This window comes from Chryseobacterium sp. WX (genome assembly GCF_029542485.1).
GTDB lineage: Bacteria > Bacteroidota > Bacteroidia > Flavobacteriales > Weeksellaceae > Chryseobacterium > Chryseobacterium cucumeris.
Map to the genome: position 1 here is coordinate 1,299,984 of NZ_CP120710.1, position 21,884 is coordinate 1,321,867.

23 protein-coding genes are annotated in these 21,884 nt (G+C 35.8%); 16 read left to right on the forward strand and 7 right to left on the reverse strand.

Annotated features, from left to right (window positions below; all coding sequences use genetic code 11):
- Positions 1-57: 57 nt before the first annotated feature.
- The gene (locus PZ898_RS05850; RefSeq protein ID WP_277695018.1) at positions 58-672 is read left to right on the forward strand and encodes a DUF4377 domain-containing protein; all 615 of its coding nucleotides are present in this window, start codon (positions 58-60) and stop codon (positions 670-672) included.
- Positions 673-793: 121 nt separating this feature from the next.
- Here PZ898_RS05850 and PZ898_RS05855 read toward each other — a convergent pair whose 3' ends face one another.
- On the reverse strand, positions 794-1,732 hold the full coding sequence (locus PZ898_RS05855; RefSeq protein WP_062675312.1) for an SPFH domain-containing protein: 939 nt from the start codon (positions 1,730-1,732) through the stop codon (positions 794-796).
- Positions 1,733-1,912: 180 nt separating this feature from the next.
- Between PZ898_RS05855 and PZ898_RS05860 the strand changes: the two genes are divergently transcribed.
- The 6 genes from PZ898_RS05860 (at position 1,913) to PZ898_RS05885 (ending at position 5,686) form a co-directional block, all read left to right on the forward strand.
- Positions 1,913-2,503, forward strand: a complete 591-nt coding sequence (locus tag PZ898_RS05860; RefSeq protein WP_228432178.1) for a Crp/Fnr family transcriptional regulator — start codon at positions 1,913-1,915, stop codon at positions 2,501-2,503.
- 107 nt (positions 2,504-2,610) lie between these two features.
- Positions 2,611-3,144 carry a YceI family protein gene (locus PZ898_RS05865; RefSeq protein WP_123277707.1) on the forward strand — a complete coding sequence of 178 codons (534 nt, stop codon included), beginning with the start codon at positions 2,611-2,613 and terminating at the stop codon, positions 3,142-3,144.
- A gap of 28 nt (positions 3,145-3,172) precedes the next feature.
- Positions 3,173-3,391 (forward strand): 4-oxalocrotonate tautomerase family protein, encoded by a 219-nt coding sequence (locus PZ898_RS05870; RefSeq protein ID WP_277695019.1) that lies wholly within the window; start codon positions 3,173-3,175, stop codon positions 3,389-3,391.
- Between the two features lie 7 nt (positions 3,392-3,398).
- Entirely contained in the window at positions 3,399-4,133 is a 735-nt protein-coding gene (locus tag PZ898_RS05875) for an SDR family oxidoreductase (protein WP_277695020.1), read from the forward strand.
- A complete protein-coding gene (locus tag PZ898_RS05880; protein ID WP_123277709.1) occupies positions 4,130-4,582 on the forward strand; it encodes a nuclear transport factor 2 family protein in 453 nt (150 codons plus the stop codon). Before PZ898_RS05875 ends, PZ898_RS05880 begins: the two co-directional genes overlap by 4 nt.
- 12 nt (positions 4,583-4,594) lie before the next feature.
- Positions 4,595-5,686, forward strand: a complete 1,092-nt coding sequence (locus tag PZ898_RS05885) for a nitronate monooxygenase (RefSeq protein ID WP_277695021.1) — start codon at positions 4,595-4,597, stop codon at positions 5,684-5,686.
- Between the two features lie 7 nt (positions 5,687-5,693).
- On the opposite strand, the gene PZ898_RS05890 is transcribed toward PZ898_RS05885, so the two are convergent.
- On the reverse strand, positions 5,694-7,049 hold the full coding sequence (locus PZ898_RS05890; RefSeq protein ID WP_216445428.1) for a deoxyguanosinetriphosphate triphosphohydrolase: 1,356 nt from the start codon (positions 7,047-7,049) through the stop codon (positions 5,694-5,696).
- Between the two features lie 198 nt (positions 7,050-7,247).
- Between PZ898_RS05890 and PZ898_RS05895 the strand changes: the two genes are divergently transcribed.
- Together PZ898_RS05895 and PZ898_RS05900 are read left to right on the forward strand one after the other, a co-directional pair.
- Complete coding sequence (locus tag PZ898_RS05895) at positions 7,248-7,877, forward strand: class I SAM-dependent methyltransferase (RefSeq protein WP_216444395.1); 630 nt, start codon at positions 7,248-7,250, stop codon at positions 7,875-7,877.
- Positions 7,878-7,894: 17 nt separating this feature from the next.
- Complete coding sequence (locus PZ898_RS05900; RefSeq protein WP_253297140.1) at positions 7,895-8,701, forward strand: DNA-formamidopyrimidine glycosylase family protein; 807 nt, start codon at positions 7,895-7,897, stop codon at positions 8,699-8,701.
- 188 nt (positions 8,702-8,889) lie between these two features.
- On the opposite strand, the gene PZ898_RS05905 is transcribed toward PZ898_RS05900, so the two are convergent.
- Positions 8,890-9,612, reverse strand: coding sequence for a response regulator transcription factor (locus PZ898_RS05905; protein WP_062675246.1), 723 nt, complete (start codon positions 9,610-9,612; stop codon positions 8,890-8,892).
- Positions 9,612-10,688 (reverse strand): histidine kinase, encoded by a 1,077-nt coding sequence (locus PZ898_RS05910; protein WP_277695022.1) that lies wholly within the window; start codon positions 10,686-10,688, stop codon positions 9,612-9,614. Before PZ898_RS05910 ends, PZ898_RS05905 begins: the two co-directional genes overlap by 1 nt.
- A 191-nt stretch (positions 10,689-10,879) precedes the next feature.
- Here PZ898_RS05910 and PZ898_RS05915 point away from each other — a divergent pair, with 191 nt between their 5' ends.
- The 3 genes from PZ898_RS05915 to PZ898_RS05925 all read left to right on the forward strand — a co-directional run bounded on the left by PZ898_RS05915 (position 10,880) and on the right by PZ898_RS05925 (position 12,557).
- On the forward strand, positions 10,880-11,308 hold the full coding sequence (locus PZ898_RS05915; RefSeq protein WP_062675248.1) for a hypothetical protein: 429 nt from the start codon (positions 10,880-10,882) through the stop codon (positions 11,306-11,308).
- A 7-nt stretch (positions 11,309-11,315) separates the two neighbouring features.
- The gene (locus tag PZ898_RS05920) at positions 11,316-11,540 is read left to right on the forward strand and encodes a hypothetical protein (protein ID WP_277695023.1); all 225 of its coding nucleotides are present in this window, start codon (positions 11,316-11,318) and stop codon (positions 11,538-11,540) included.
- A gap of 360 nt (positions 11,541-11,900) precedes the next feature.
- Positions 11,901-12,557 (forward strand): glycosyltransferase, encoded by a 657-nt coding sequence (locus PZ898_RS05925; RefSeq protein WP_062675250.1) that lies wholly within the window; start codon positions 11,901-11,903, stop codon positions 12,555-12,557.
- Here PZ898_RS05925 and PZ898_RS05930 read toward each other — a convergent pair.
- On the reverse strand, positions 12,554-12,889 hold the full coding sequence (locus tag PZ898_RS05930; protein WP_277695024.1) for an SMR family transporter: 336 nt from the start codon (positions 12,887-12,889) through the stop codon (positions 12,554-12,556). The two genes, PZ898_RS05925 and PZ898_RS05930, sit on opposite strands and share 4 nt — an antisense overlap.
- Before the next feature lie 1,122 nt (positions 12,890-14,011).
- Here PZ898_RS05930 and PZ898_RS05935 point away from each other — a divergent pair.
- The 3 genes from PZ898_RS05935 to PZ898_RS05945 all read left to right on the forward strand — a co-directional run bounded on the left by PZ898_RS05935 (position 14,012) and on the right by PZ898_RS05945 (position 17,295).
- Positions 14,012-14,731, forward strand: a complete 720-nt coding sequence (locus PZ898_RS05935) for an ATP-binding protein (RefSeq protein WP_120231575.1) — start codon at positions 14,012-14,014, stop codon at positions 14,729-14,731.
- The gene (locus PZ898_RS05940) at positions 14,728-15,468 is read left to right on the forward strand and encodes a YggS family pyridoxal phosphate-dependent enzyme (RefSeq protein ID WP_277695025.1); all 741 of its coding nucleotides are present in this window, start codon (positions 14,728-14,730) and stop codon (positions 15,466-15,468) included. Before PZ898_RS05935 ends, PZ898_RS05940 begins: the two co-directional genes overlap by 4 nt.
- A gap of 1,008 nt (positions 15,469-16,476) precedes the next feature.
- Positions 16,477-17,295: a hypothetical protein gene (locus PZ898_RS05945; protein WP_277695026.1), complete on the forward strand. Its 819-nt coding sequence runs from the start codon at positions 16,477-16,479 to the stop codon at positions 17,293-17,295.
- A 94-nt stretch (positions 17,296-17,389) separates the two neighbouring features.
- Here the strand turns inward: PZ898_RS05945 and gcvP are convergent, their stop codons facing one another.
- Positions 17,390-20,248 carry an aminomethyl-transferring glycine dehydrogenase gene (gene gcvP, locus PZ898_RS05950; protein ID WP_062675256.1) on the reverse strand — a complete coding sequence of 953 codons (2,859 nt, stop codon included), beginning with the start codon at positions 20,246-20,248 and terminating at the stop codon, positions 17,390-17,392.
- A gap of 474 nt (positions 20,249-20,722) precedes the next feature.
- Here gcvP and PZ898_RS05955 point away from each other — a divergent pair, with 474 nt between their 5' ends.
- Entirely contained in the window at positions 20,723-20,872 is a 150-nt protein-coding gene (locus PZ898_RS05955; RefSeq protein ID WP_164723264.1) for a hypothetical protein, read from the forward strand.
- 1 nt (position 20,873) lies between these two features.
- On the opposite strand, the gene PZ898_RS05960 is transcribed toward PZ898_RS05955, so the two are convergent.
- Complete coding sequence (locus PZ898_RS05960) at positions 20,874-21,521, reverse strand: DnaJ domain-containing protein (RefSeq protein WP_277695027.1); 648 nt, start codon at positions 21,519-21,521, stop codon at positions 20,874-20,876.
- Positions 21,522-21,884 lie beyond the last annotated feature (363 nt).

Here is a 21,884-nt window from a genome sequence, read left to right on the forward strand (position 1 = left end):
CAAATTCAGTATTTTTTTTCGGCACAGTAATTGCGAGGTATGGGGAAAATCAAGTTTATGAAAAGTATAGCAACAATTCTAAAAGGGGCAGCACCCGCATTAGCATTATTCGCAATGACGCAATGTACAACCACAGCCAATGCATCCGCAGGTGATGAAAAAACATTCATCGTAGGACCACAAACAGCAGATTGTACAGGAGTAGCTCCTATGAAATGTCTGCAGGTAAAAGAAAACACTTCCGCAAGCTGGACCAATTTCTACAGCAATATCGAAGGATTTACTTATGAACCGGGGTATGAATATGTTTTAAAAGTAAAAACAGAAAAAATTGAAAATCCGCCGGCTGACGGATCTTCCATAAAATACACTTTGGTAAAGCAGGTTTCTAAAACGAAAAAAGCAGAAATGACAGCCAATGAAAAGACAATTATCGTAGGGCCGCAAACCGTAGAGTGTTCTGCTGGAGCCGGTCGTATGCAATGCATGCAGGTAAAAGAAAGCGCTTCTGCAGCCTGGACGAATTTCTACAGCAACATTGAAGGCTTTACTTATGAGCCGGGTTACGAATATGTTTTAAAAGTAAAAACAGAAAAAATCGAAAATCCTCCGGCAGATGCTTCTTCCATCAAATATACATTGGTAGAACAGGTTTCTAAAACGAAGAAATAATAAAAAACCGCTTCTGAAAATTCAGAAGCGGTTTTTTATTTTGCGGGAAGAAGGAAGTCAGAAGTTACTTTTTGGTCAATCCGGAAAAGTTAACCATTATATCTTCATTTTCCTTTTTATCTTAAAACCCAGTCTCTTTTTGTGGAGGATCAGGATATTTTCCTTTAGTAGCTTCTCCTACTGTGTTGGCTGTAGTCATCGCTACCACAAGATCATTCAGCATTCCGCTGGCTGCAGTGGGTGAATTGGGAAGAAGTACAAGATTACTTCTGTTGCTGGCGCCCACAGAATGTAAAGTATCATAGTGCTGTGTTACTACAATAAGTGCTGATGCTTCATGGGAATTAATATCCACATTATTCAGCATTCTTACAGATTCTTCAAGTCCTTTGGCAATTTCTCTTCGTTGGTCAGCAATCCCCTGCCCTTGTAACTTTTTAGATTCTGCTTCTGCTTTTGCAACGGCAACAATTCTGATTCTTTGTGCTTCAGATTCGTATTCGGCTGCTGTTTTTTCTCTTTCTGCTGCATTGATCCTGTTCATGGCATGTTTTACCTGCTCATCCGGATCAATATCTGTTACCAAAGCTTTGATAATATCATAACCATAACTGTTCATGGCATCCTGAAGCTCGCTTTTCACTGCAATGGCCACATCATCTTTTCTTACAAAAACATCATCAAGCTTCAACTTGGGTACTTCTGCTCTCACCACATCAAAAACAAAAGAAGTAATTTGATTTTCAGGATTTTCCAAACGATAATAAGCATCTCCCACCTGACTTCTAATGACCTGATACTGAACAGAAATTTTCATTTTGATGAAAACATTGTCTAATGTTTTGGTATCAATCAGTACATCCAACTGCTGAATTCTCAGATTAAGTCTTTTAGCAATCTGATCTATGATGGGTAACTTAAGGTGAAGACCTGAATGCTTTACCGCACGGAATTTCCCGAAACGCTCTATAATCGCTGCTGTTTCCTGCTTAACGACAAAAAACGAAGCGAATAAAATGATAAGCCCGAAGAAAATAACGGGTGCAAAATATATACTCATAGTTTTAATTTTTATTAATATGTCGTTACACCACCTGTTTTTGTTAAAAACATTTTTTGTAAGTAGCTGCTTAAATATAAGAAAAATAAATGTAAGATCCGGAATATAATCCCCGGGAAATCAGACTTGATGATATCATATTTTTTTTAAAACCAAAATTATTCTGAAAAAGACTTACTTTTGAATATTCATTACATCATGGTCAATTCAAAAGAAATATTAAAAGATCACATCTCTAAATTCACTTCAATTACTGAAGAGCAATTGGATTATGTTTTCGGACATTTTAACCTGATCTCTTTAAAAAAAGGGCAAAGTCTTATTTCGGAAGGCGATTTTGTGAATCATGAATATTTTGTTCTGGAAGGCTGTCTGAAAGCTTTTTATCTTAATGACAGCATGAAAATGTTTATCCTTCAGTTTGCCATGCCTACGTGGTGGGTGACAGATTTTGATGCACTTTACAGTAAAACAAGGGCAACCATCAATGTAGACTGTATCACCAATGCCAGCATCCTTTCTATTTCCAACGAGGACAGGGAAAAGATCTGTAATGAAATTCATGAAGTTGAACATTTTTTCAGATGGAGAACCAATAAAGGGTATGTAGCCGCCCAGAAACGTTTGTTATCTTTTATGAATAATGATGCCAGATTCCGGTATGAAGAACTTCTATCCATGTATCCTCAATTGTACAATCTGGTTCCGAAACATCTGATTGCATCTTATCTGGGAGTAACCAGAGAAACTTTGAGCAGGCTGCACCAGTAATCAACCTCTTTAAAACAATTAATCTCTTCCTCTATTTTGTGAGGTACATCACGTAATTTTTTCTTTTGATCGGCGGAACTTTGTGTCAATATTTAAACCCAATAAAAATGGACACAAAAAATTTTAAAGTCAATACAGAAAACAGTACTATCGACTGGATCGGAAGAAAAGTAACCGGTGCTCACAATGGAACTATCGGTATAAAAGATGGAAACTTCACATTTGGAGAAGGAAGTTCTATGTCAGGAAAGTTTGTCATAGATACCCGTTCCATCAAAATCCTGGACATTGAAGATGCTGAAACCAATGCACAGTTTGCCAATCATCTGGCTTCTGATGATTTCTTTAATTCTGAACAGTTTCCTGAAGCTTATTTCGAAATCACGCATGCTGAACCGGGTGATGAAAACCTCTATTATGCAAAAGGAGATCTTACGATAAAAGGTATTACCCATCCTATCGATACAAGTCTACACATTGTAAAAACGGAAAACGTTGCTGTTTTGGATACTAAAATAGTGGTTGACAGAACAAAGTTCAACATCAAATTCAGATCATCTAATTTCTTTACCAATCTTGGTGACACATTGATCTACAACAATTTTGATCTCAACATTCATTTTGTTGCGGAAGCTTATTAATTCAAATAACCTTAAAAATTTTACCATCATGCCATTCATCAAAGTAGATGTGCTTCGCGAAGCTCTTAACCGCGAAACAAAACAACAATTAATCAGAAAAATAAGTGAAGCTGTCACTTCAGTTTTGAATAAGGATCCTCACTTAACCCATATTGTCATTAACGAGATTGAAGATGATAACTGGGGATATGCCGGAGAACAGGTTTCAGTATTAAAAGAACAGGGATTTTCAACAGGAAAAAAATAAATCATCAATGAAAAAACAAACCGTAATAATAACAGGAGCCTCTTCAGGAATAGGATTGGAAACAGCACGTTATTTCTTAGACCGAGATGATAATGTCATCATCAATTCCCAAACGGCATCTAAACTACAGGATGTTTATAATGAACTTGGAGCCGGTGAAAATCTGGCAATGGTTGCCGGAAATGTTTCAGACAAAGCAACAGGTGAAGCGCTGGTAAAAACAGCTTTAGAAAGATTCGGATCTGTTGATGTTCTTATTAATAATGCAGGAATTTATGAAAATAAAGCATTTCTGGACGTTACCGAAGATTATCTGGATCGTTTTTTAACAACGAATTTGAAAGGAACATTCTTCACTACACAGGCTGTTATTCCTCAGATGATCAGACAAAAAGACGGTGTGGTAATTAATGTAGGAACGCCATTGGTATATCATGCCATTGCAGAGTCTCCTTCCACAGCACCAATTTCGAGTAAAGGAGCGATTCATGCACTGACTTTACAGCTGGCTGCAGAGTTTGGAAAAGATAATATCAGAGTCAATACCGTTGCTCCGGGATTGATCAGAACTCCAATGCATGGTGCAGACCTTGACAATAATTCAGGAATCCATTTGTTCAATCGTATTGGAGAACCTGAAGAAGTTGCTCAGATGATTCATGCGATTGCTAAGAACACATTAATCTCAGGAGCCATCATCAATGTTGACGGCGGAATGGGTGCCGGGCATCATTTATCATGAAACTATCATTAATTATAGCATGGCTGCTCAGCTTTCCGCTGAGTAGCCTTGCACAAAATCTAAAGGATATGAAAACCAATCAGACCTCAGAAACTGAAATAAGAAATGTCATAGAGAATTATTATTTCAAAGGGATTTATGAAGGAAATACCGATATTCTTGCCAAAGCTTTTTATAAAGATGCTTTGCTTTTCGGAGACGTTAACGGAGTTCCCTATTTCAAAACTGCTAAGCAATATATTGAAGGAGTCGGAAGCCGTGTAAGCCCGGAAAAATCAGGAAAGGAATTTAATGCTGTAATTATCTCAATAGATATCATTAATTCGATTGCTGTTGCAAAATTAAATGTAAGGATGTATGATTTTAATTACTATAATTTCATAACTTTCAATTATATAGACGGGCAATGGATGATCGTTAACAAGACTTTGACCAATGTACAGCCTTAATTCAGATTTTTAATGAAAACCAATACAATCATGTGGAATAAAAATAGAATTACGGAATTACTGGGAATAGAATATCCTATTCTGCAGGGACCTTTTGGCGGAGGCCTTTCCACCGCTGAACTGACAACAACAGTGAGTAATCTTGGCGGATTGGGAGGTTTCGGAGCGTATACTTTGTCACCGCAGGAAATCTTTGACGTTCACAAAGCGATACAATCCAAAACGGACAAACCTTATAATCTCAATCTCTGGGTAAGCGATCACGATATTATTGACGAAAAACATACAAAACAACAATACCAAAAGGCTGTTGAGACTTTCAAACCTTATTTTGATCTTCTGCAGACGGATATTCCTTCAACACCACTCCCTTTTGAATCGAGATTTCAAAATCAGCTGGAGGTGGTTTTGGATATAAAGCCTAAAGTTTTCAGCTTTATGTTTGGACTGCTTGGTGAAAACCTCATCGAAGATCTTCATCGTCAGGGAACCGTTGTTTTGGGAAATGCAACAACACTTGATGAAGCGATTGCTTTGGAAAAAACAGGCGTGGATGTTATTGTGGCTTCCGGTTTTGAAAGCGGTGGTCACAGACCTTCATTTCTGGATCAGGCAGAACTTTCTACTACGGGAACATTTGCTTTGATTCAATTAATTAAAGATCGTGTAAAAATTCCTGTGGTGGCTGCAGGAGGTATTGCCAACGGCCGTGGAATTGCGGGGGCTTTCAAACTGGGCGCTGATGCTGTACAGATCGGAACGGCATTTCTGGCAACTGAAGAATCCGGAGCGTTACCGATACACAAAGAGTTTTTATTTTCTGAAGCTGCTAAATCCACTACTTTAACCAGAGCTTATACCGGAAGATTAGGACGTGGAATTACGACAAAAATCACAAGAGATCTATTAGCTGCAACAGAAAAAACATTACCGTTCCCATTGCAGACGCATTTTATGGGGGCATTAAGAAAAGCGGCTTTGGAACAGCAAAAAAATGATCTGGTTTTCTTCTGGTCCGGTCAGATTGCACCTCTTTTAAAGCATAAAAAAGCCTCCACTTTAATGCAGTCATTAATCGAAGAGGCTTCTGAATTATTACAATAAATAGAATCTACACGGTCATTCCGATGTCTATTCCTTTAATTTTTCTATATAAATCGGTAGCGTAATTATCCGTCATTCCGGAAACGAAGTCAATAACTCCAAGAACTTTCTGATAATCGGTTCCGTCATTGTAAATAAATTGCTTTGGAATTAATTTCAAAGCTTTTACATCATAGGATTTTCTTTGGTCATCAGGTTTCAGAATGGAAGGAATAAAGTGATCCAGCAATTCATACATTACGTTGTAACCGGCATTTTCAATTTCAACAACAGCTTTATGATTGTAAATTTTTTCTACCGAGAAACTTTCGATATCCTGCAGTGCTTTATTTTCTTTTTTATAAATATCAAGTAATCCATTACTAAGATTTCCTTCAAGAATTGTTTCAAAGTTATGCTTATACATCTCAATCGATTTGTTGATTAATGCATTGATAACTTTTGCTCTCAGATAAGAAATCTGTTCATTTTCATTGGATATAGAACGTAACTTTGTTTCAATTCTCTGAACATCATCCGTTTCCGATTTTACGAGCTCGAAAAACAGGTTTTTACAGTCTGCTGTAGAAACAATTCCCAATCTGTGGGCATCTTCCATATCAATGATGTTGTAACAGATATCGTCAGCCGCTTCTACCAGCCACACAAAAGGATGCCTTTTGAAAATATGAGGTTCCTCACTTTCAGAAATAAGCTGGGTTTCTTTAGCAATTTCCAGGAATATATCTTTCTCATTCTGGAAAAAACCGAATTTCTTTCTGTGAATGACTCCTTTTTTCTTTGCAACCGCTTCACACGGATATTTTGCAATACTTGCCAGTGTAGAGAATGTCAGCTGGATACCTCCTGCATCTTTTCCTTGCTGCTGCTGTGCCAATACTCTGATGGCGTTTGCATTTCCTTCAAAATTAACCAGATCTGCCCACTCCTTTTCATTGAATTTTGATTTCAGATCCTTTTCATTTCGTTCAAAATAGCTTGCAATGGCATCTTCTCCGGAATGTCCGAATGCAGGGTTTCCCACATCATGACACAAACAGGCTGCCGCAATTACATTTCCTAAATTATAGAGATAAAAATTCTTTGAGTCTTCAGTGAGTTCATTTTTAAAATCTTCAGCAATAAATTCACCGATAATACTTCCTAAACTTCTTCCTACGGATGATACTTCCAGAGAATGCGTAAGTCTGTTATGCACAAAAACACTTCCCGGAAGAGGAAAAACCTGCGTTTTATTCTGCAGTCTTCTAAAAGCAGAAGAGAAGATAATTCTGTCGAAATCCCTTTGAAAATCAGTTCGTGAAGCTTTGGTCTGTGGATTGTTTCCTGTACGTTGATTGGTGAAAATCTGGTTTAAATTCATCATTTTTCAAAATTACTCCAAATTTTAATTGTATGGAATAGTATTTAGATTTTTATTAGCGAGATCTTTCATTCAAAAAATCTATGATAGTAAACGTTTTTTAGGAATCGGAAAGCTTGAATAAATATTTTACATTTGATACAACCAATACAGTTGAAGAATCCCTATAATTCTTCTTTCAAATTTTAAATTATAACTATGACAGACAACACATGGCTCAACAGATGGGACGAAAGGTACAGCGGCGAAGAATTTGCGTATGGAACAGAACCCAACAATTATCTAAGAGAACAATTATCACAATTAACTCCAGGTAAAATACTTTTCCCTGCAGAAGGCGAAGGAAGAAATGCTGTTTTTGCAGCCACACAAGGATGGCTGGTTTCTGCTTTCGATATCAGTGCAAACGGAAGAGATAAAGCGTTACAATTAGCAGGGCAACAGCAGGTTATTATTGATTATCAGGTGGGAGAACTTTCCACTTTGGATTATCAGAAAGAGCAGTTTGATGCCATTGCGCTTATCTACGCTCATTTTCCGGGTGCGATCAAATCTTCTATTCATCAGATGTTAAATCAATATCTCCGTAAAGGTGGTTTTATTATTTTCGAAGCTTTCAGCAAAAATCATCTTGAATATATTGCAAAAAACGAAAAAGTAGGTGGTCCAAAAGATATTGAGTCTTTATTCTCTATTGAAGAAATCAAAGCTGATTTTCCGGATTATGATATTATTGAATTAGCTGAAACAGAAATAGAGCTCAATGAGGGACTATTCCATAACGGGACAGGTTCCGTCATTCGTTTTGTAGGACAAAAACTGGCCTAAAAATATTTTAAACAGGTTTGTTTTGGGATAAAAATCAGGTTGTATGCAGCTATGGAATATTATTTGAATCTTTATCTCAAAACAAACGTATGCCTGAAGGTCCATCCATTATATTAATGAAAGAAACCTTGCAACCATTTGCAGGGCAGCAAGTGACAGAAGTTTCAGGGAATGCCCAATTTGAGAAAGATTCTTTCATTGGCCAGACTCTTCTCGAAATCCGTACTTTTGGAAAACAGACTTACCTAGTTTTTGAAAAGGCAGCTATCAGAATTCACTTATTAATGTTCGGTTCTTACAGTGTTGATGAGCAGACCAAACCGGATAAAAGTTTGCGTTTGGCCTTGTTTTTCTCTACCGGAAACATTTATTTTTATACCTGTTCCGTAAAATCCGTACCTATTGAATATCTTTCAGCAATTGATTGGGAAGCTGATGTAATGAGCGACCAATGGAACCCCAAAAAAGCCGAAGAAAAATTGAAATCCAATCCAAAAATGATGGTTTGTGATGCATTGATGAATCAGGATATTTTTTCAGGTGTAGGCAATATTATTAAGAATGAGGTTCTTTTCAGAATTGGTGTGCAGCCTGAAAGTTTACTGGGTAATCTTCCTGCTAAAAAAAGAAAAGAGCTCATTGCTGAAGCCAGGAATTACAGTTTTGATTTTTTGAAATGGAAAAGAGAATTTGTTTTGAAAAAGCATTGGCTGGTCCATACAAAATCGGTGTGCCCGGTTTGTGGACAAAAATTGGTCAAGAAACAAACGGGTGTGGGAAAAAGAAGAAGTTTTTATTGTGAAAAGGATCAGAAGCTTTATTGAATAAACCGGTATTCTTATGTTTTGGCTGAAGCCGTTGATTGTTTTTATTTATTTAACGGGCTAAAGCCCGTTGCTATTGAATCATAGTATTCTATTTTTTCCCACTGATTACACGGATTTACACAGGTTTTCTAATCATTTAACTGATATTGATTATTACTCATTGTTCATTACCTAGTACTCATGTATTAGTCTGAGTTGAGAAGTCCTCCGGCAAATTTTGTGAAAAAATCTGCTCTGTATACTTCTCCAAGAGGAATTTCGGAGTCTTCAATGTATATATTATGATTGTCGAATGAATCTATAAAATTCATATTCACCACGTAGGATTTACTTACTCTGATAAAGGTTTCCCCGGAAATCTTCTGATGAATGGTTTTTAAATTCATTGCTGTGATCAGCTTTTGCTGCTTTGTATGAATAACGACATAATCTTTGAGCCCTTCAATAAATTTAATATCTGAAAAACTGATTTTATAGAATCTTCGTTCTGCTTTGATGAATAAAAAGTCTGCCGTATTGGATTCCACGGTATTTTTAACGGTATCTTTAGATAAAAGTTCCGTATAAAGTACCGCTTTATCAATTGCTTTTTTAAGCCTTTGGGGATCAATAGGTTTCAAAAGGTAGTCCACTGCTTCCAGTTCATAGCTTTTCAATGCATATTGAGAATAGGCGGTGGTAAAAATAATCAGTGATTTTTTCGGAAGCATTTCTACAAATTCAAGACCTGTTACCATGGGCATTTCTATATCGAGGAAAATAAGATCTACCTCATTATCTTTAAGAAACTCAAGGGCAGAAGGAGCATTGGAAAATTCGCCCAGGACATCCATACTGGAAATTTCAGCGATCAGTGATCTCATTTCGGCTCTTGCCAGCGGTTCATCATCAACAATAATACAATTCATCACACGGGAATTTTTAAATTTACAACATATTCTTTATCAATGGATTCTATCTTCAGATCAAAGGTATCACTATAGAGAAGCTCCAGTCTTCTGGTGATATTGGCAAGCCCTAGCCCACTGTTTTTTTTATCTGAAACGGTATACCCGGTACTTCTTGAATTAATACACCTGAAATAAAGCTGTTTATTCTCAATATTGATGTCTATTTCTACATAAGACTCTCCTCCACTGAGATCTACACTGTGCTTCACCGCATTTTCCACAAAAGTGGTAAACAGATTGGGAGGAATAAAAATACTGCTCATTATTCTTTTCTCCACATTGACCTGAATATCAAAAGAGAAATTGTCACGTCTTATTTTTTCAAGGTTTAAAAAATTGGACAGAAAATCAATCTCTGAAGTCAGCAACGTTTTCTCTTCACTGTTTTCGTAGAGCTGGTATCTGAGAAACTCTGAAAGTTTTACAAGTACTACTGAAGCTTTTGCCGGATCTGTTCTGATGAGTGCTTTTACATTATTCAGCATATTAAACAGAAAATGCGGATTGATCTGATTTCTCAATTCATTCAGTTCCATCTTTAAGGTAAGATTGCTCAGCTCATTGATCCTTTTATTATCACTGATCCATTTCTGCAGAAGCTTGATTGTAGTTGTTGTCATAATAATGGGTATGCACATAAGAACCCCTTCATAGATTCCTCCCTTTTCATTTTCTCTGAGAATATTTTTCACTCTGAATTCTTCAAAGAACATTTTAAAGCCATACCCGATAAAATTGAGTCCTACAACCCCCATCAGAACAAGCAATGCCAGATAGGTGACATATTTGGTTTTAAAGAAAAATCTGGGAACCAATACATATATATTAATGTATACCATTGCAATCAGAATCGTATACACAAAAAACAGAACATAATACTGATAGACCCCTGAATACCAATGCCAGAACCTTGCACTGTAGATCAAAATGAAAAAGAAGATCAGAAACAGCAGATGTCTTCGGAGTCCGTACTTCGCTTCCACCAGAAAATCCATGACAAAGGTTTCTTCAAATTTCCACGGACTGTATTTCATATGATAGGCTCATTTTATGATTAACAAAAATAGTCAATAACGTAAATTACAACTATTTTATTATACAAAACCTGTATTTTATTATACCAATTATCACGCTCGGGGATTTTGTATAAAATACCAGCCATTTTGTATAAAAACAAATTTACACACTTCTTTTCTCTATTCCTTTGTACCGTAAAATGACACATATGGAATTAACAGTCTTTCAAGAACTCACTCAGGAAATATCTCTAGAGTGCTTTTTTATGACAGAATCTCAACAGGAAGAAAAAGTAATACAGCTCATTGATCTGCATCATTTTATAGAATGTTTTGATTCGGAAATGAAAATTCTCAGCTACCTCCACCATTCTATTAATATTGTAGAACATGAAGGAGAGAAAAAAGGTATTCTGTTTTGTGACCTTAAACATTCTGCTGTACCTGACAGCAATGCCTCTGAAGAGTTTAGAAGAAGATACGGATTATCAGAACTCTGGTTTGTTTTTGTAGAGGAAACCTTTGTTCAGGATACTGCGTGCTATACGGATGCCATTATTGAAAACAGTCTGGATATCTTCTATGAAAGAATTTTTACCTTCAGCTTTTTCCAATCTATTATTCAGCCTTTAAAATAAACTACCGATGAAAACATTGAGAAGAGTAATTGTTCCCCTGGCAATTCTTCCTTTTAAAAACATTATTTATGCTCAAAAAAGGATAGTATTCCCTTTGAAGGTCCGTGCATTCTTTGCGGATAAAATCCCGCAGTCACGGAACTTCAGTATTGAATATACTTTGACTTTGATAACCCCATCTTCTTTTTCTTCACAGTTACAAGGTCAGGATTTGCCGGAGGCTGGTTTTTGAGTACTGCATTGAGCTACCGTTATACTTCGATCAGGAACGAAACCTTCACTCTATTTCAATATTGGAATTTCTTATAACCCTTTTGAAAGACCGAGGGCAAAATAAATTTAAAATACCATCCGATTTTACAATATCACACCTTATTCCTGAACTTCCTCCATCGAGAGATTAAAAAAAAATTAAAATTATTCTCCACATTATTTAACCATTCGTCTAAAATAGAATCAAATCTCCAGCTAAGCATAAGCTATTTCAAAGATAGGTAACTCTCTATTTCAGGAAAAATCTTATTACTGCTACACATTGCTGATGAAAAAATGATTCCGGTTTTTACATAAGAATATACTTTAAAAAAAGAAAATGGCAGTACCCAAACAAATATTTCAGACTTTTATAACTAAAAAACTTCCTTTGATTACAAGGTATCACATCTGGAATATGAAAAGGAAAAATCCGGAATACCGCTATTTTTTCTATGATGACCAGGATATAGAGAAGTTTATCACCGAAGAATTTCCTCCAGAATATATTAAAAGCTACCGTAAACTGACTATTGGAGCGGCAAAAGCAGATTTCTTCAGGTATGCTATTTTATATAAAAAAGGAGGAATATACCTGGATATAGACAGCAGCACTATCAAACCGTTTGAAAAACTTATTCAGGAAGATGATGAAGCTGTGATCAGTGTAGAAAGACACGAAAACCTGTATGTTCAATGGGCTCTTATTTTCAATAAAAACCATCCTTTTCTTAAGAAGACATTAGAATTGATGATTGATAACATAGACACTCACCGCTATCCACATAATATCCATGCTACTACAGGTCCTACCGTATTCAGTAAAGGAATAAGGGAATCATTAAAGGAAAATCCGACCATTCCTTTTACATTATTTAACGGCATTGAGTTCAGAGGATATTTAAAATTCAAATATAAACTGGGAAAGTTCTTTTTATACAAAACAAGATCCCAGCACTGGAAACAGAAGCAGAAGCATCAGGAAATTATTTTTTAATGAGTTCCCATCTTTGAGAACACATTAATAATAATCACTCCAATTACAATCAGGGCAATCCCGATAATAGCAGGCAGATCTGGAACCTGCTTGAATGCTATCACTCCAATCATCGTTATAAAAATAATACCTACTCCGGACCAGATGGCGTAGGTAATTCCTACGGGGATGCGGCGAAGGGTAAGACTCAAAAAATAAAATGCACAGGCATAACCAACAACTGTCACTACTGATGGCCAGAGTTTAGAAAATTCCTCAGACTTTTTCAGAAAAGTCGTGGCAATAATCTCAAATACAATTGCCAGTGCAAGAAAAATATAACTGTGTCCCATAAATTCATTCTTTCTGCAAAAGTAGTAAAAGCCTCCTGGGAATTCAAAAAGAGAATTCTCTCACCTCTCTCTATTCGCAGGACAAGAAATGTTTATCTCATCCATGAAAGGTCTGCTCTTTCGAAACATCCATAATTTTCATGGGAGCCTAAATATCATTAATCATCTTATTTTCAAGCCCATTTATTTTTATGATGTGGGCTTTATTGATCTGAAATAAATCGGTCATCAGACAAATTTATTTTCATTTCTGGCATAAAATAATATTTCTCTATGACATGAAATGTGACAGCTGACAAAAATTCCAGTATAAAAATCAGAGCAAAGAATAAATTTTATTAACATAAAAATCTGTTTGAGGTGAAAAATTAAAGTTCAAAAATTACACTTTAAAACAATATTATGCTAAGCATTATTTATTATTTGTTTTATCAACTCCAATATAGAAGTCAATAAACGGTTAACACATTCACATAATTTTACAGATAGAACAATAAAAGTATTAATAAATTTCAAATAATACATTAATTTATTGTAAACAAAAATTCACTAATACATGAACACAAAACCCCGTAATACACTGATAAACATCATAGTATTTTACTTTGGCACATGATTTGAAAGTAGTAATATTGCAATTGAAAGATTGATAAAAAAAAGTCAAATAATTAAAAATAATACAAAATGGTAACTTATATCGGTATCGTAACAGGTTTAGTAGTAATCACTTCATATTTTATGACAGTAAGAAGAGAAAGAAACTAATCTTAAAATAAAACAAGCCTATAGAATATCTATACTAATTATATTGTTTTATGTTTTTAGTCTGAGAGATCGGATTGCTCTTTTACCATCGGGTAAAAGGGCCCAAAAACATAAGCAGAAAGATCTTAGTTTCATAACAAATTTTAATATCCAAATGAGAAAAGCCGGTCGCAAGTCCAGCTTTTCTTTTTTATATAGTCTTTTTCCCACAGATCTCACAGACTTTCACAAATTGTTGCTAATACCAGCATCATTTATCATTCAGTATCCGGTGGACCAGTTATTTATTATTTTTCAGGATTCTTTTTAACATTCAATAAAGCTTTATCTTTGTTTATTCAATAATCATTAATCATCATGAATCTGTACAACCTTATTATTCAAGATAAAGAACAGGTAAATCTTAACGAAGTATTTCTTAATGCCAACAACAGAGAACAGCTAGTACAGCTCATTAAAGAGCATAATTACGTTAAAGAGCTCCAGGAGTATGGCTTGCCGGTTAACCATAAGATTTTACTTGAAGGAAGTTCCGGATGTGGAAAAACAATGACAGCCAAGGCCATTGCCAATGCCCTTGGAAAAAATATTATTATTTTAAATCTTAGTAATATTGTTTCGTCTCGCATTGGAGAAACGTCACAGAATATTAAAATGATTTTTGATAAAGCCGCCAGAGAAAGATCGGTATTATTCCTTGATGAACTGGATCAGATCGGGAAAGCAAGGGGCAGCGATGATAAAGATGTGGGCGAAATGAGAAGATTGGTTAATACTTTGATTCAGCTGATTGATTATTATCCTGAAAATGCGCTTTTAATCTGTGCCACCAATCATCCTGAGATTATTGACACCGCCCTTCTAAGACGTTTCCAGCTAAAAATTAATTATGAAATGCCTTCCGCTGAAATTCTGGATTCGTATTACAATCAATTATTAGCACAGTTTCCGGAAGACTTGAGAACGATTGAAAGAAAATACGCTATTTCTTTTGCTGAAGCTAAAGATTATGCTTTAACAGCCGTGAAAGCTGCTTTAATTAAAAAACTGGAAGCCAAAGAAACCATCTCATCATGAAAGAAGATATCCTCCACAATCTCACTTTGATCAATGAAAGAATAAGAAAGTCTTGTGAGCAATCCGGAAGAAACAGTAATGAAGTCAGATTATTACTGGCTACGAAAACTGTTTCTGCAGACCGTATCAAAATTGCTTTGGAGAACGGACAGGAATTAATCGCAGAAAACAAGGTACAGGAATTGAAGGAGAAATATGAAGACCTGAAAGACATTCCCCATGAAAATCATTTTATCGGCCATCTTCAGACCAATAAAATCAAAGATATTCTGAAATACGATGTTACCTGCGTCCAGTCTCTGGATCGACTGGAACTTGCTGAAAAACTTCATCAAAGACTTTTGACTGAAAACAGAACGATGGATGTTTTAATTCAGGTGAATACATCCAATGAAGAAAGCAAATTTGGAGTTAATCCTGATCAGGCTATTGAACTTACCCGAAAGATTTCCAACTACTCTACTTTAAAGATAAAGGGATTGATGACCATCGGCTTATTCAGTGCTGAAACTGAGAAAGTAAGAGCATGCTTTAAAATCCTGAAAAATCTTCAGCAGGACATCATCACCGAAAATATCCCCAACGTAGAAATGAAGGAACTTTCTATGGGAATGAGCGGCGATCTGGAAACAGCCATTGAAGAAGGCGCCACCATTGTACGGGTGGGAACTGCCGTTTTTGGAGCGAGAATCTACCCGGACAGTTATTATTGGGATGAAGGAAAAACAAATAACTAAGCTTACAACTATATGTTCCCATTTACTTATACTTTTGAGAGAGAAATAAAAGATAGCAAAACGTTTAAAAATGTCACTGATGCAGTATGTCATTCAATCACAGAAAGGGGCTTAACTGATATTGTTCCTGCTGACGGCACCATCATAGGTGAAAACAAATGTTTAAACTTGATTTTGCCAACAAATCCCCATTAGTTTTCTAACCTGGCAAAGAATACTTCTACTACAACGAAAATACAAGAATTCTTACCTACAAAACAAAAGCATTTTATTCTATAGTATTTTCCCTGATCTATTCCGCTGTACTTTTCCTGATCCTGCATTTTATCCTAAATCACCTGACTACTGAGATACTAATAGCTTCTCTTCTTTTCATTGCCGGTATCATTATACATTATTGTCATTATATTTTGGTAATAGATAACGTTTCCAAAATTTAACCGAAAATTAAGCAGTAAAAACCTATCTCTTTAGTAAAATACCGGCTTCGACAGGCTCAGCCTGACAACGCTTAAAAATTTCGGTAGGTATTCGGTTGTCCCCCTGAGCCTGTCGAAGGGCTAGTAATAAGAAAAACCTTTGTTACTCATTAATCCCAGGTATTAACTATAAGGACAAGTCAATAAACCCATTCCTTAGTCTACAAATTCGGTATACTTTTTGCTGTAAATATTTCGTAATCAAACAAATACATTTATGGATAAAAAATTACTATCGGTATGTCTGTTCATGACATTATTATTCTTTTTTTCATGTGAAAAAGAAAACACACAGATGAAAAGTGGAATTTCCATTGAAACCATTTCAATTATAACCTGCGTTACTATGGGCGTAGCTATTTTGCTTGCTTATAGCTTTAAACGAAGATAACAAACCGGAATTTAAATACTAAGACACCTCTCGATTTTTGGGAGGTGATTTTGTTTTAAAAATTTTAATTAAATGACTGGCATTTCATTAAAATATAATAAATTTCAAAAAATTCCTCTTTCGTAACTAATAACCCTAATGAAAAGAACATTCCTGTCAGCACTTTTACCTTTGCTCATTTTGAACTGTACTCACAAAAAAGAAAATGTTCAACAGACAGACAAAGAGAATCCCAACCTTACAATGTCTATCCCGCTTGAATATCTTGTGGATTATCCTTTAATTAAAGACTCTTCAAAATTTATCAAAAATCTTCAGCAAGCTTTTGATCTCCATGTTCATGAAAGTCCTGTTCAGCAAAAAGGTGAAAAGATAACGGTATTCAAAAAGGTGAAAATCAATGGTTCAGATCAGGAGTATTACTTTGTTGAATACGACTGGAAGACAGGACCAAATTCTGAATATCCCTGGAAAAATCAACTCTTATTAACACAAGAAGGGAAGCTTGTTAAAATTTTATCAGCAGAACGGTATGAATTTGTTTCTATTTTCCCAAAACAAAATCCATACTTACTGGCAACCTCGGTCACAGCACATGGAAACGGAGGTCATGAAATTTACAAAATAACAGCAGACTCTTTAGAAGATATCTATAGGGGTAACGTCAGAACATATGATGCTCATGAAGACAACAAAATTTATGAACCGTATGAGCTGCAATTAAAAATTAAAGACTACGATAATGACGGATTTAATGATATTGCTTTCACAGGAAAACTTGTATTGATCCAGAGGCGAACACCGGATGGATTCTGGTATGACAATCTAACAATAGATGGCAGAAAAATCAAATATTCTGTTGATAATCCTTACAAAAAAATTCCTGTAGAATATATTTTTCTTTACGATCAAAAAACAGGACATTTTAAGCCAAAAGGAGATTATAGAGAGAAATAGAAAATTGAGATTGCTTCGCTACGCTCGCAATGACTATAAAAACAAAAATCCCTCTCATTGCTGAAAGGGATTTTTTATAGTTAAGAAACTAAGATTACATATAAGCTTCAATAGGCTCACAAGTACATACTAAGTTTCTGTCTCCGTATGCTTCGTCTACTCTTGATACAGAAGCGAAGAATTTGTGGTCTCTTACCCACTCTAATGGATAAGCTGCCTTTTCTCTGCTGTATGGTTTATCCCAAGAATCAGAGATTACCAATTGTTCTGTGTGAGGAGCGTTTTTCAATACGTTGTTGGTAGCATCTGCTTCACCGTTTGCAATTTCATCGATTTCTTTTTTGATAGAGATCAACGCTTCTGCAAAACGATCAATTTCAGCCTTGCTTTCAGATTCTGTAGGCTCAATCATTAATGTACCTGCAACCGGGAAAGAAACGGTAGGAGCATGGAAACCATAATCCATTAATCTCTTCGCCACATCAGCTACTTCAATTCCTAAAGACTTGAACTGACGGAAGTCTACGATACATTCGTGAGCTACTCTTCCGTTTTCGTTGGAATATAAGATTGGGAAATGCTCTGCTAAAATTTCTTTCAGGTAGTTAGCATTCATGATGGCATGTCCTGTAGCCTTTTTAAGACCTTCTGTTCCTAACATCTTGATGTAAGCGTAAGAAATATTAAGGATTAATCCTGAACCGTAAGGTGCAGCAGAAATACCTTCAATAGCTTCTTTGGAACCGATTCTGATGTTCGCGTTAGAAGGAAGGAAAGGTACTAAGTGTTTAGCAACACAGATTGGACCTACTCCAGGACCTCCGCCTCCGTGAGGAATTGCGAAAGTTTTGTGAAGGTTAAGGTGGCAAACGTCTGCTCCGATGTTTCCAGGACTTGTAAATCCTACCTGAGCGTTCATGTTTGCACCATCCATATATACTTGTCCTCCGTGCTCGTGGATAAGGTTCGTAATTTCTTTAATATTAGCATCAAAGAATCCGTACGTAGAAGGATAAGTGATCATTACAGCAGATAAATTCGCTGAATGAAGTTCTGTTTTAGCTTTAAGATCTTCGAAGTCGATTTCTCCGTTTTCAAGGTTTTTCACCACTACGATTTTCATTCCTGCCATTGCAGCAGAAGCCGGGTTGGTACCGTGTGCAGACTGAGGAATCAATACTACATTTCTGTGGTGGTCTCCTCTTGAAATATGGTATTCTCTGATCACCATTAATCCTGCATATTCTCCTTGTGCTCCGGAGTTTGGCTGAAGTGAAGTTCCTGCAAAACCTGTAATTTCCGCTAAGTCTTTCTCCAGTTCACGGATCATTTCCTGATATCCTTCAGCCTGGTTTACAGGTACGAATGGGTGAATTGCGCCCCAGTTTTCCCATGAAAGTGGTAACATCTGAGTGGCTGCGTTAAGTTTCATGGTACAAGATCCTAAAGAAATCATTGAATGAGTCAATGATAAATCTTTTCTCTCAAGACGCTTGATGTAACGCATCAATTCTGTTTCCGTATGGTATTTGTTGAATACTGATTCTGTAAGAATTTCGTCTTTTCTTAAGTTTTCTTCCGGAATACTGTATCCTTCTTTGATTTCTAATTTGAAAGTCTGCTTGTCTTTGAACTGAGCGAAAGAAGCCATCAGATAGTTTAATTTCTCTAATGTTGTACTTTCGTTGATCGCAATGCTTACTACTCCTTCTGTGAAATAGTTTAAGTTTAATCTGTGATCAAGCATCAGTCTTACCAATCTTGCTTTCTCATCTTCAGCCATAGTGATTTTCACAGTATCGAATATTGGCTCTTCTACTACCTGATATCCTAATGCTTTAAGACCATTTTTCAAAGCATTTGCTTTAAAGTGAATCTGATCAGCGATATAGTTTAATCCTTTTGGTCCGTGGTAAACAGCATACATACCGGCCATTACTGCCAAAAGAACCTGAGCTGTACAGATGTTTGAAGTAGCTTTCTCTCTTTTGATGTGCTGCTCTCTTGTCTGTAATGCCATTCTTAAAGCACGTCTTCCATACATATCCTGAGAAACCCCGATGATTCTTCCAGGAATATCTCTTTTATACTCTTCTCTACAAGCAAAGAAAGCTGCGTGAGGACCTCCGTATCCTAATGGAATACCGAATCTCTGCGTAGTTCCTACGGCACAGTCAGCACCCATTTCTGCAGGAGACTTTAGCTTAACCAAAGCCATCGGATCACAAGCAACCGCTACCTGAAGATCAAGTTTTTTATATTCTACAATATCTTCTGTATAGTCTAAAACGATTCCGTTTTTACCAGGATACTGTAATAAAATACCGTAATAAGAAGCATCCAACTGGTGAGTTTTATGATCTCCCACTACGATTTCGATTTCTAATCCTTCAGCTTTTGTTTTTAATACAGAAACTGTTTGAGGAAGCACAAGGTCAGAAATAAAGAACTTATTAGCTCCTGCTTTTTTCTGGTCTTTAGATCTGTTGTTGAAGAACATGTGCATTGCTTCAGCAGCAGCAGTAGATTCATCCAACAAAGAGGCATTGGCTAATGCAAAACCAGTAAGATCACATACTACAGTCTGGAAATTAAGAAGAGCTTCAAGTCTTCCCTGTGCAATTTCAGCCTGGTATGGAGTATATGCCGTATACCAGCTAGGGTTTTCAAAAATATTTCTCTGGATTGCTGAAGGTAAAAGTGTATTGTGGTATCCAAATCCGATATAACTTGTATAATCAGTATTTTTAGATGCCAATTCCTTTGAGTGGTTCAACATTTCGTATTCAGAAAGTGGTTCCGAGATCTCAAGATCTTTCTCTAAACGGATAGAAGAAGGGATGGTCTGAGAAATTAACTCTTCAATACTAGAAACGCCAAGTTTTTCCAACATCGCCTGTTTATCGGCTTCATTAAGGGAAATGTGACGGCTCACAAACTGTTCTGTATTCATTTTTATTTATTAGATTTTGTTTGTAAAAAGATGGGTAAAATTACAATTTTTTGAATGATTTCACAAGAGTACCAAGGAGGTGATAATTCACACATCTATTTGTGATATTTCTCACAATTTGCATTTCGTAAATTATGATAAGGTTAACATTAATTTCATCAACAATAACCATTATTCCATACATAATACACAAGAAAAACCATCGATTTCTATATAATTAAGTTCTTTATGTAGTATTAAATTAGTGTATATAATCAATAAATCTCACCCTTATTATTGAATCTATTAAACGATTTTTTTTAAAAATATAATGTATTCAACATCTATTTTTATACTTATACTGAAAGTGTCTGTCATTCAAATTTACCACCATTAAAACTCTTTTAAAGTAATTTTCAACTGCTATTCATCAGGTTGTAAGAATTTTATGAAATTTTATTAATTATATTTATTCTAAATTAATATATTTGCAGCATGAATATGATTGTCCCATTTAAAGTTCCGCCATTGGCACCTTACTCATTCAATAACGAAGAGATGTTCTGTGAAAAGAAATCATGCTGTAAAAAATTCAAGAAGGGAAAAAGATGTAAAAAATGCCCGGGAAGAAAGAAAATGGCATAAACTAGCTGAAATTTTTGATCAGCATATAGATAGCAACCACCAGAATAATAATTCCCCAGATCAGCATCATTATCTTAGGCTGACCCGACTTGTTTATTCTTGTTGCAGGCTGCGGCTTAAACATTTCTTCCACCGAACTTTTGAACTTTTCAGAATCGTTTTCAAAAACTTCTGTGATGGTAATTCCCTGAACAACCGTTTTGTGCAAAAGAGAATTCGTTGCATGAAGCAGAAGCTGGAATTTTCCGTCTTTAAATTCTGTGATCTTAAAGATCCTCTCTCCATACGGCTTTTCTAATCCGAAAGGCAAAACTTTCACCACATCGGCATTACTCGTCTGCCAGTTGATGATAATCTCCTCTCCTTTTTTCGCATGAATTTTATTCGCTGTAAAAGTTTTGATGGCTGGCGGAATATTATACCTGAAACTTCGCTGATGGTTTTCTAAATTCTGATCATAAGTACGTCTCAGTGCGCGATCACTTAAGGTTTCATAAGCCTCCTGAATCTCACGGAAACGGTCCGCAAAAAAGTCATCATTGGCATTTTTATCGGGATGATATTTTAAGGACAGTTTACGATAGGCTTTTTTGACGTCTTCTTCTGAAGCATCCTGTGATATACCGAGAAAATAGTAGTAATCTTTCATTGAGCAATACAAAAATAAGGATTTATTTTTCTTTGCGTTTGATGTTTACGGTAAAATTTTGTTGGAAGTATAGATCAAAAAGTCATTGTGGATTGAAGGTGAAGAAATCTCAATATCTCTCATAATTTATTGGTTGAAAAACGCAAGGACGCTGAGTTTTTTTACAGATACCTCCATATTTTTAAGGCGCAAAGATTTTATCCCCGATAAAATTGTACTTCTCAACAAATACATGAATTGAATGAGTTCAACAGCCCCTTTGTCATTCCGAGCAAAGCAAGGAATCTCAACTTCATATTCAAGGTATTTCCCACAGATGCCGCAAATTACCCAGATCATTTCGTAGTAACTTCAATCATAAGA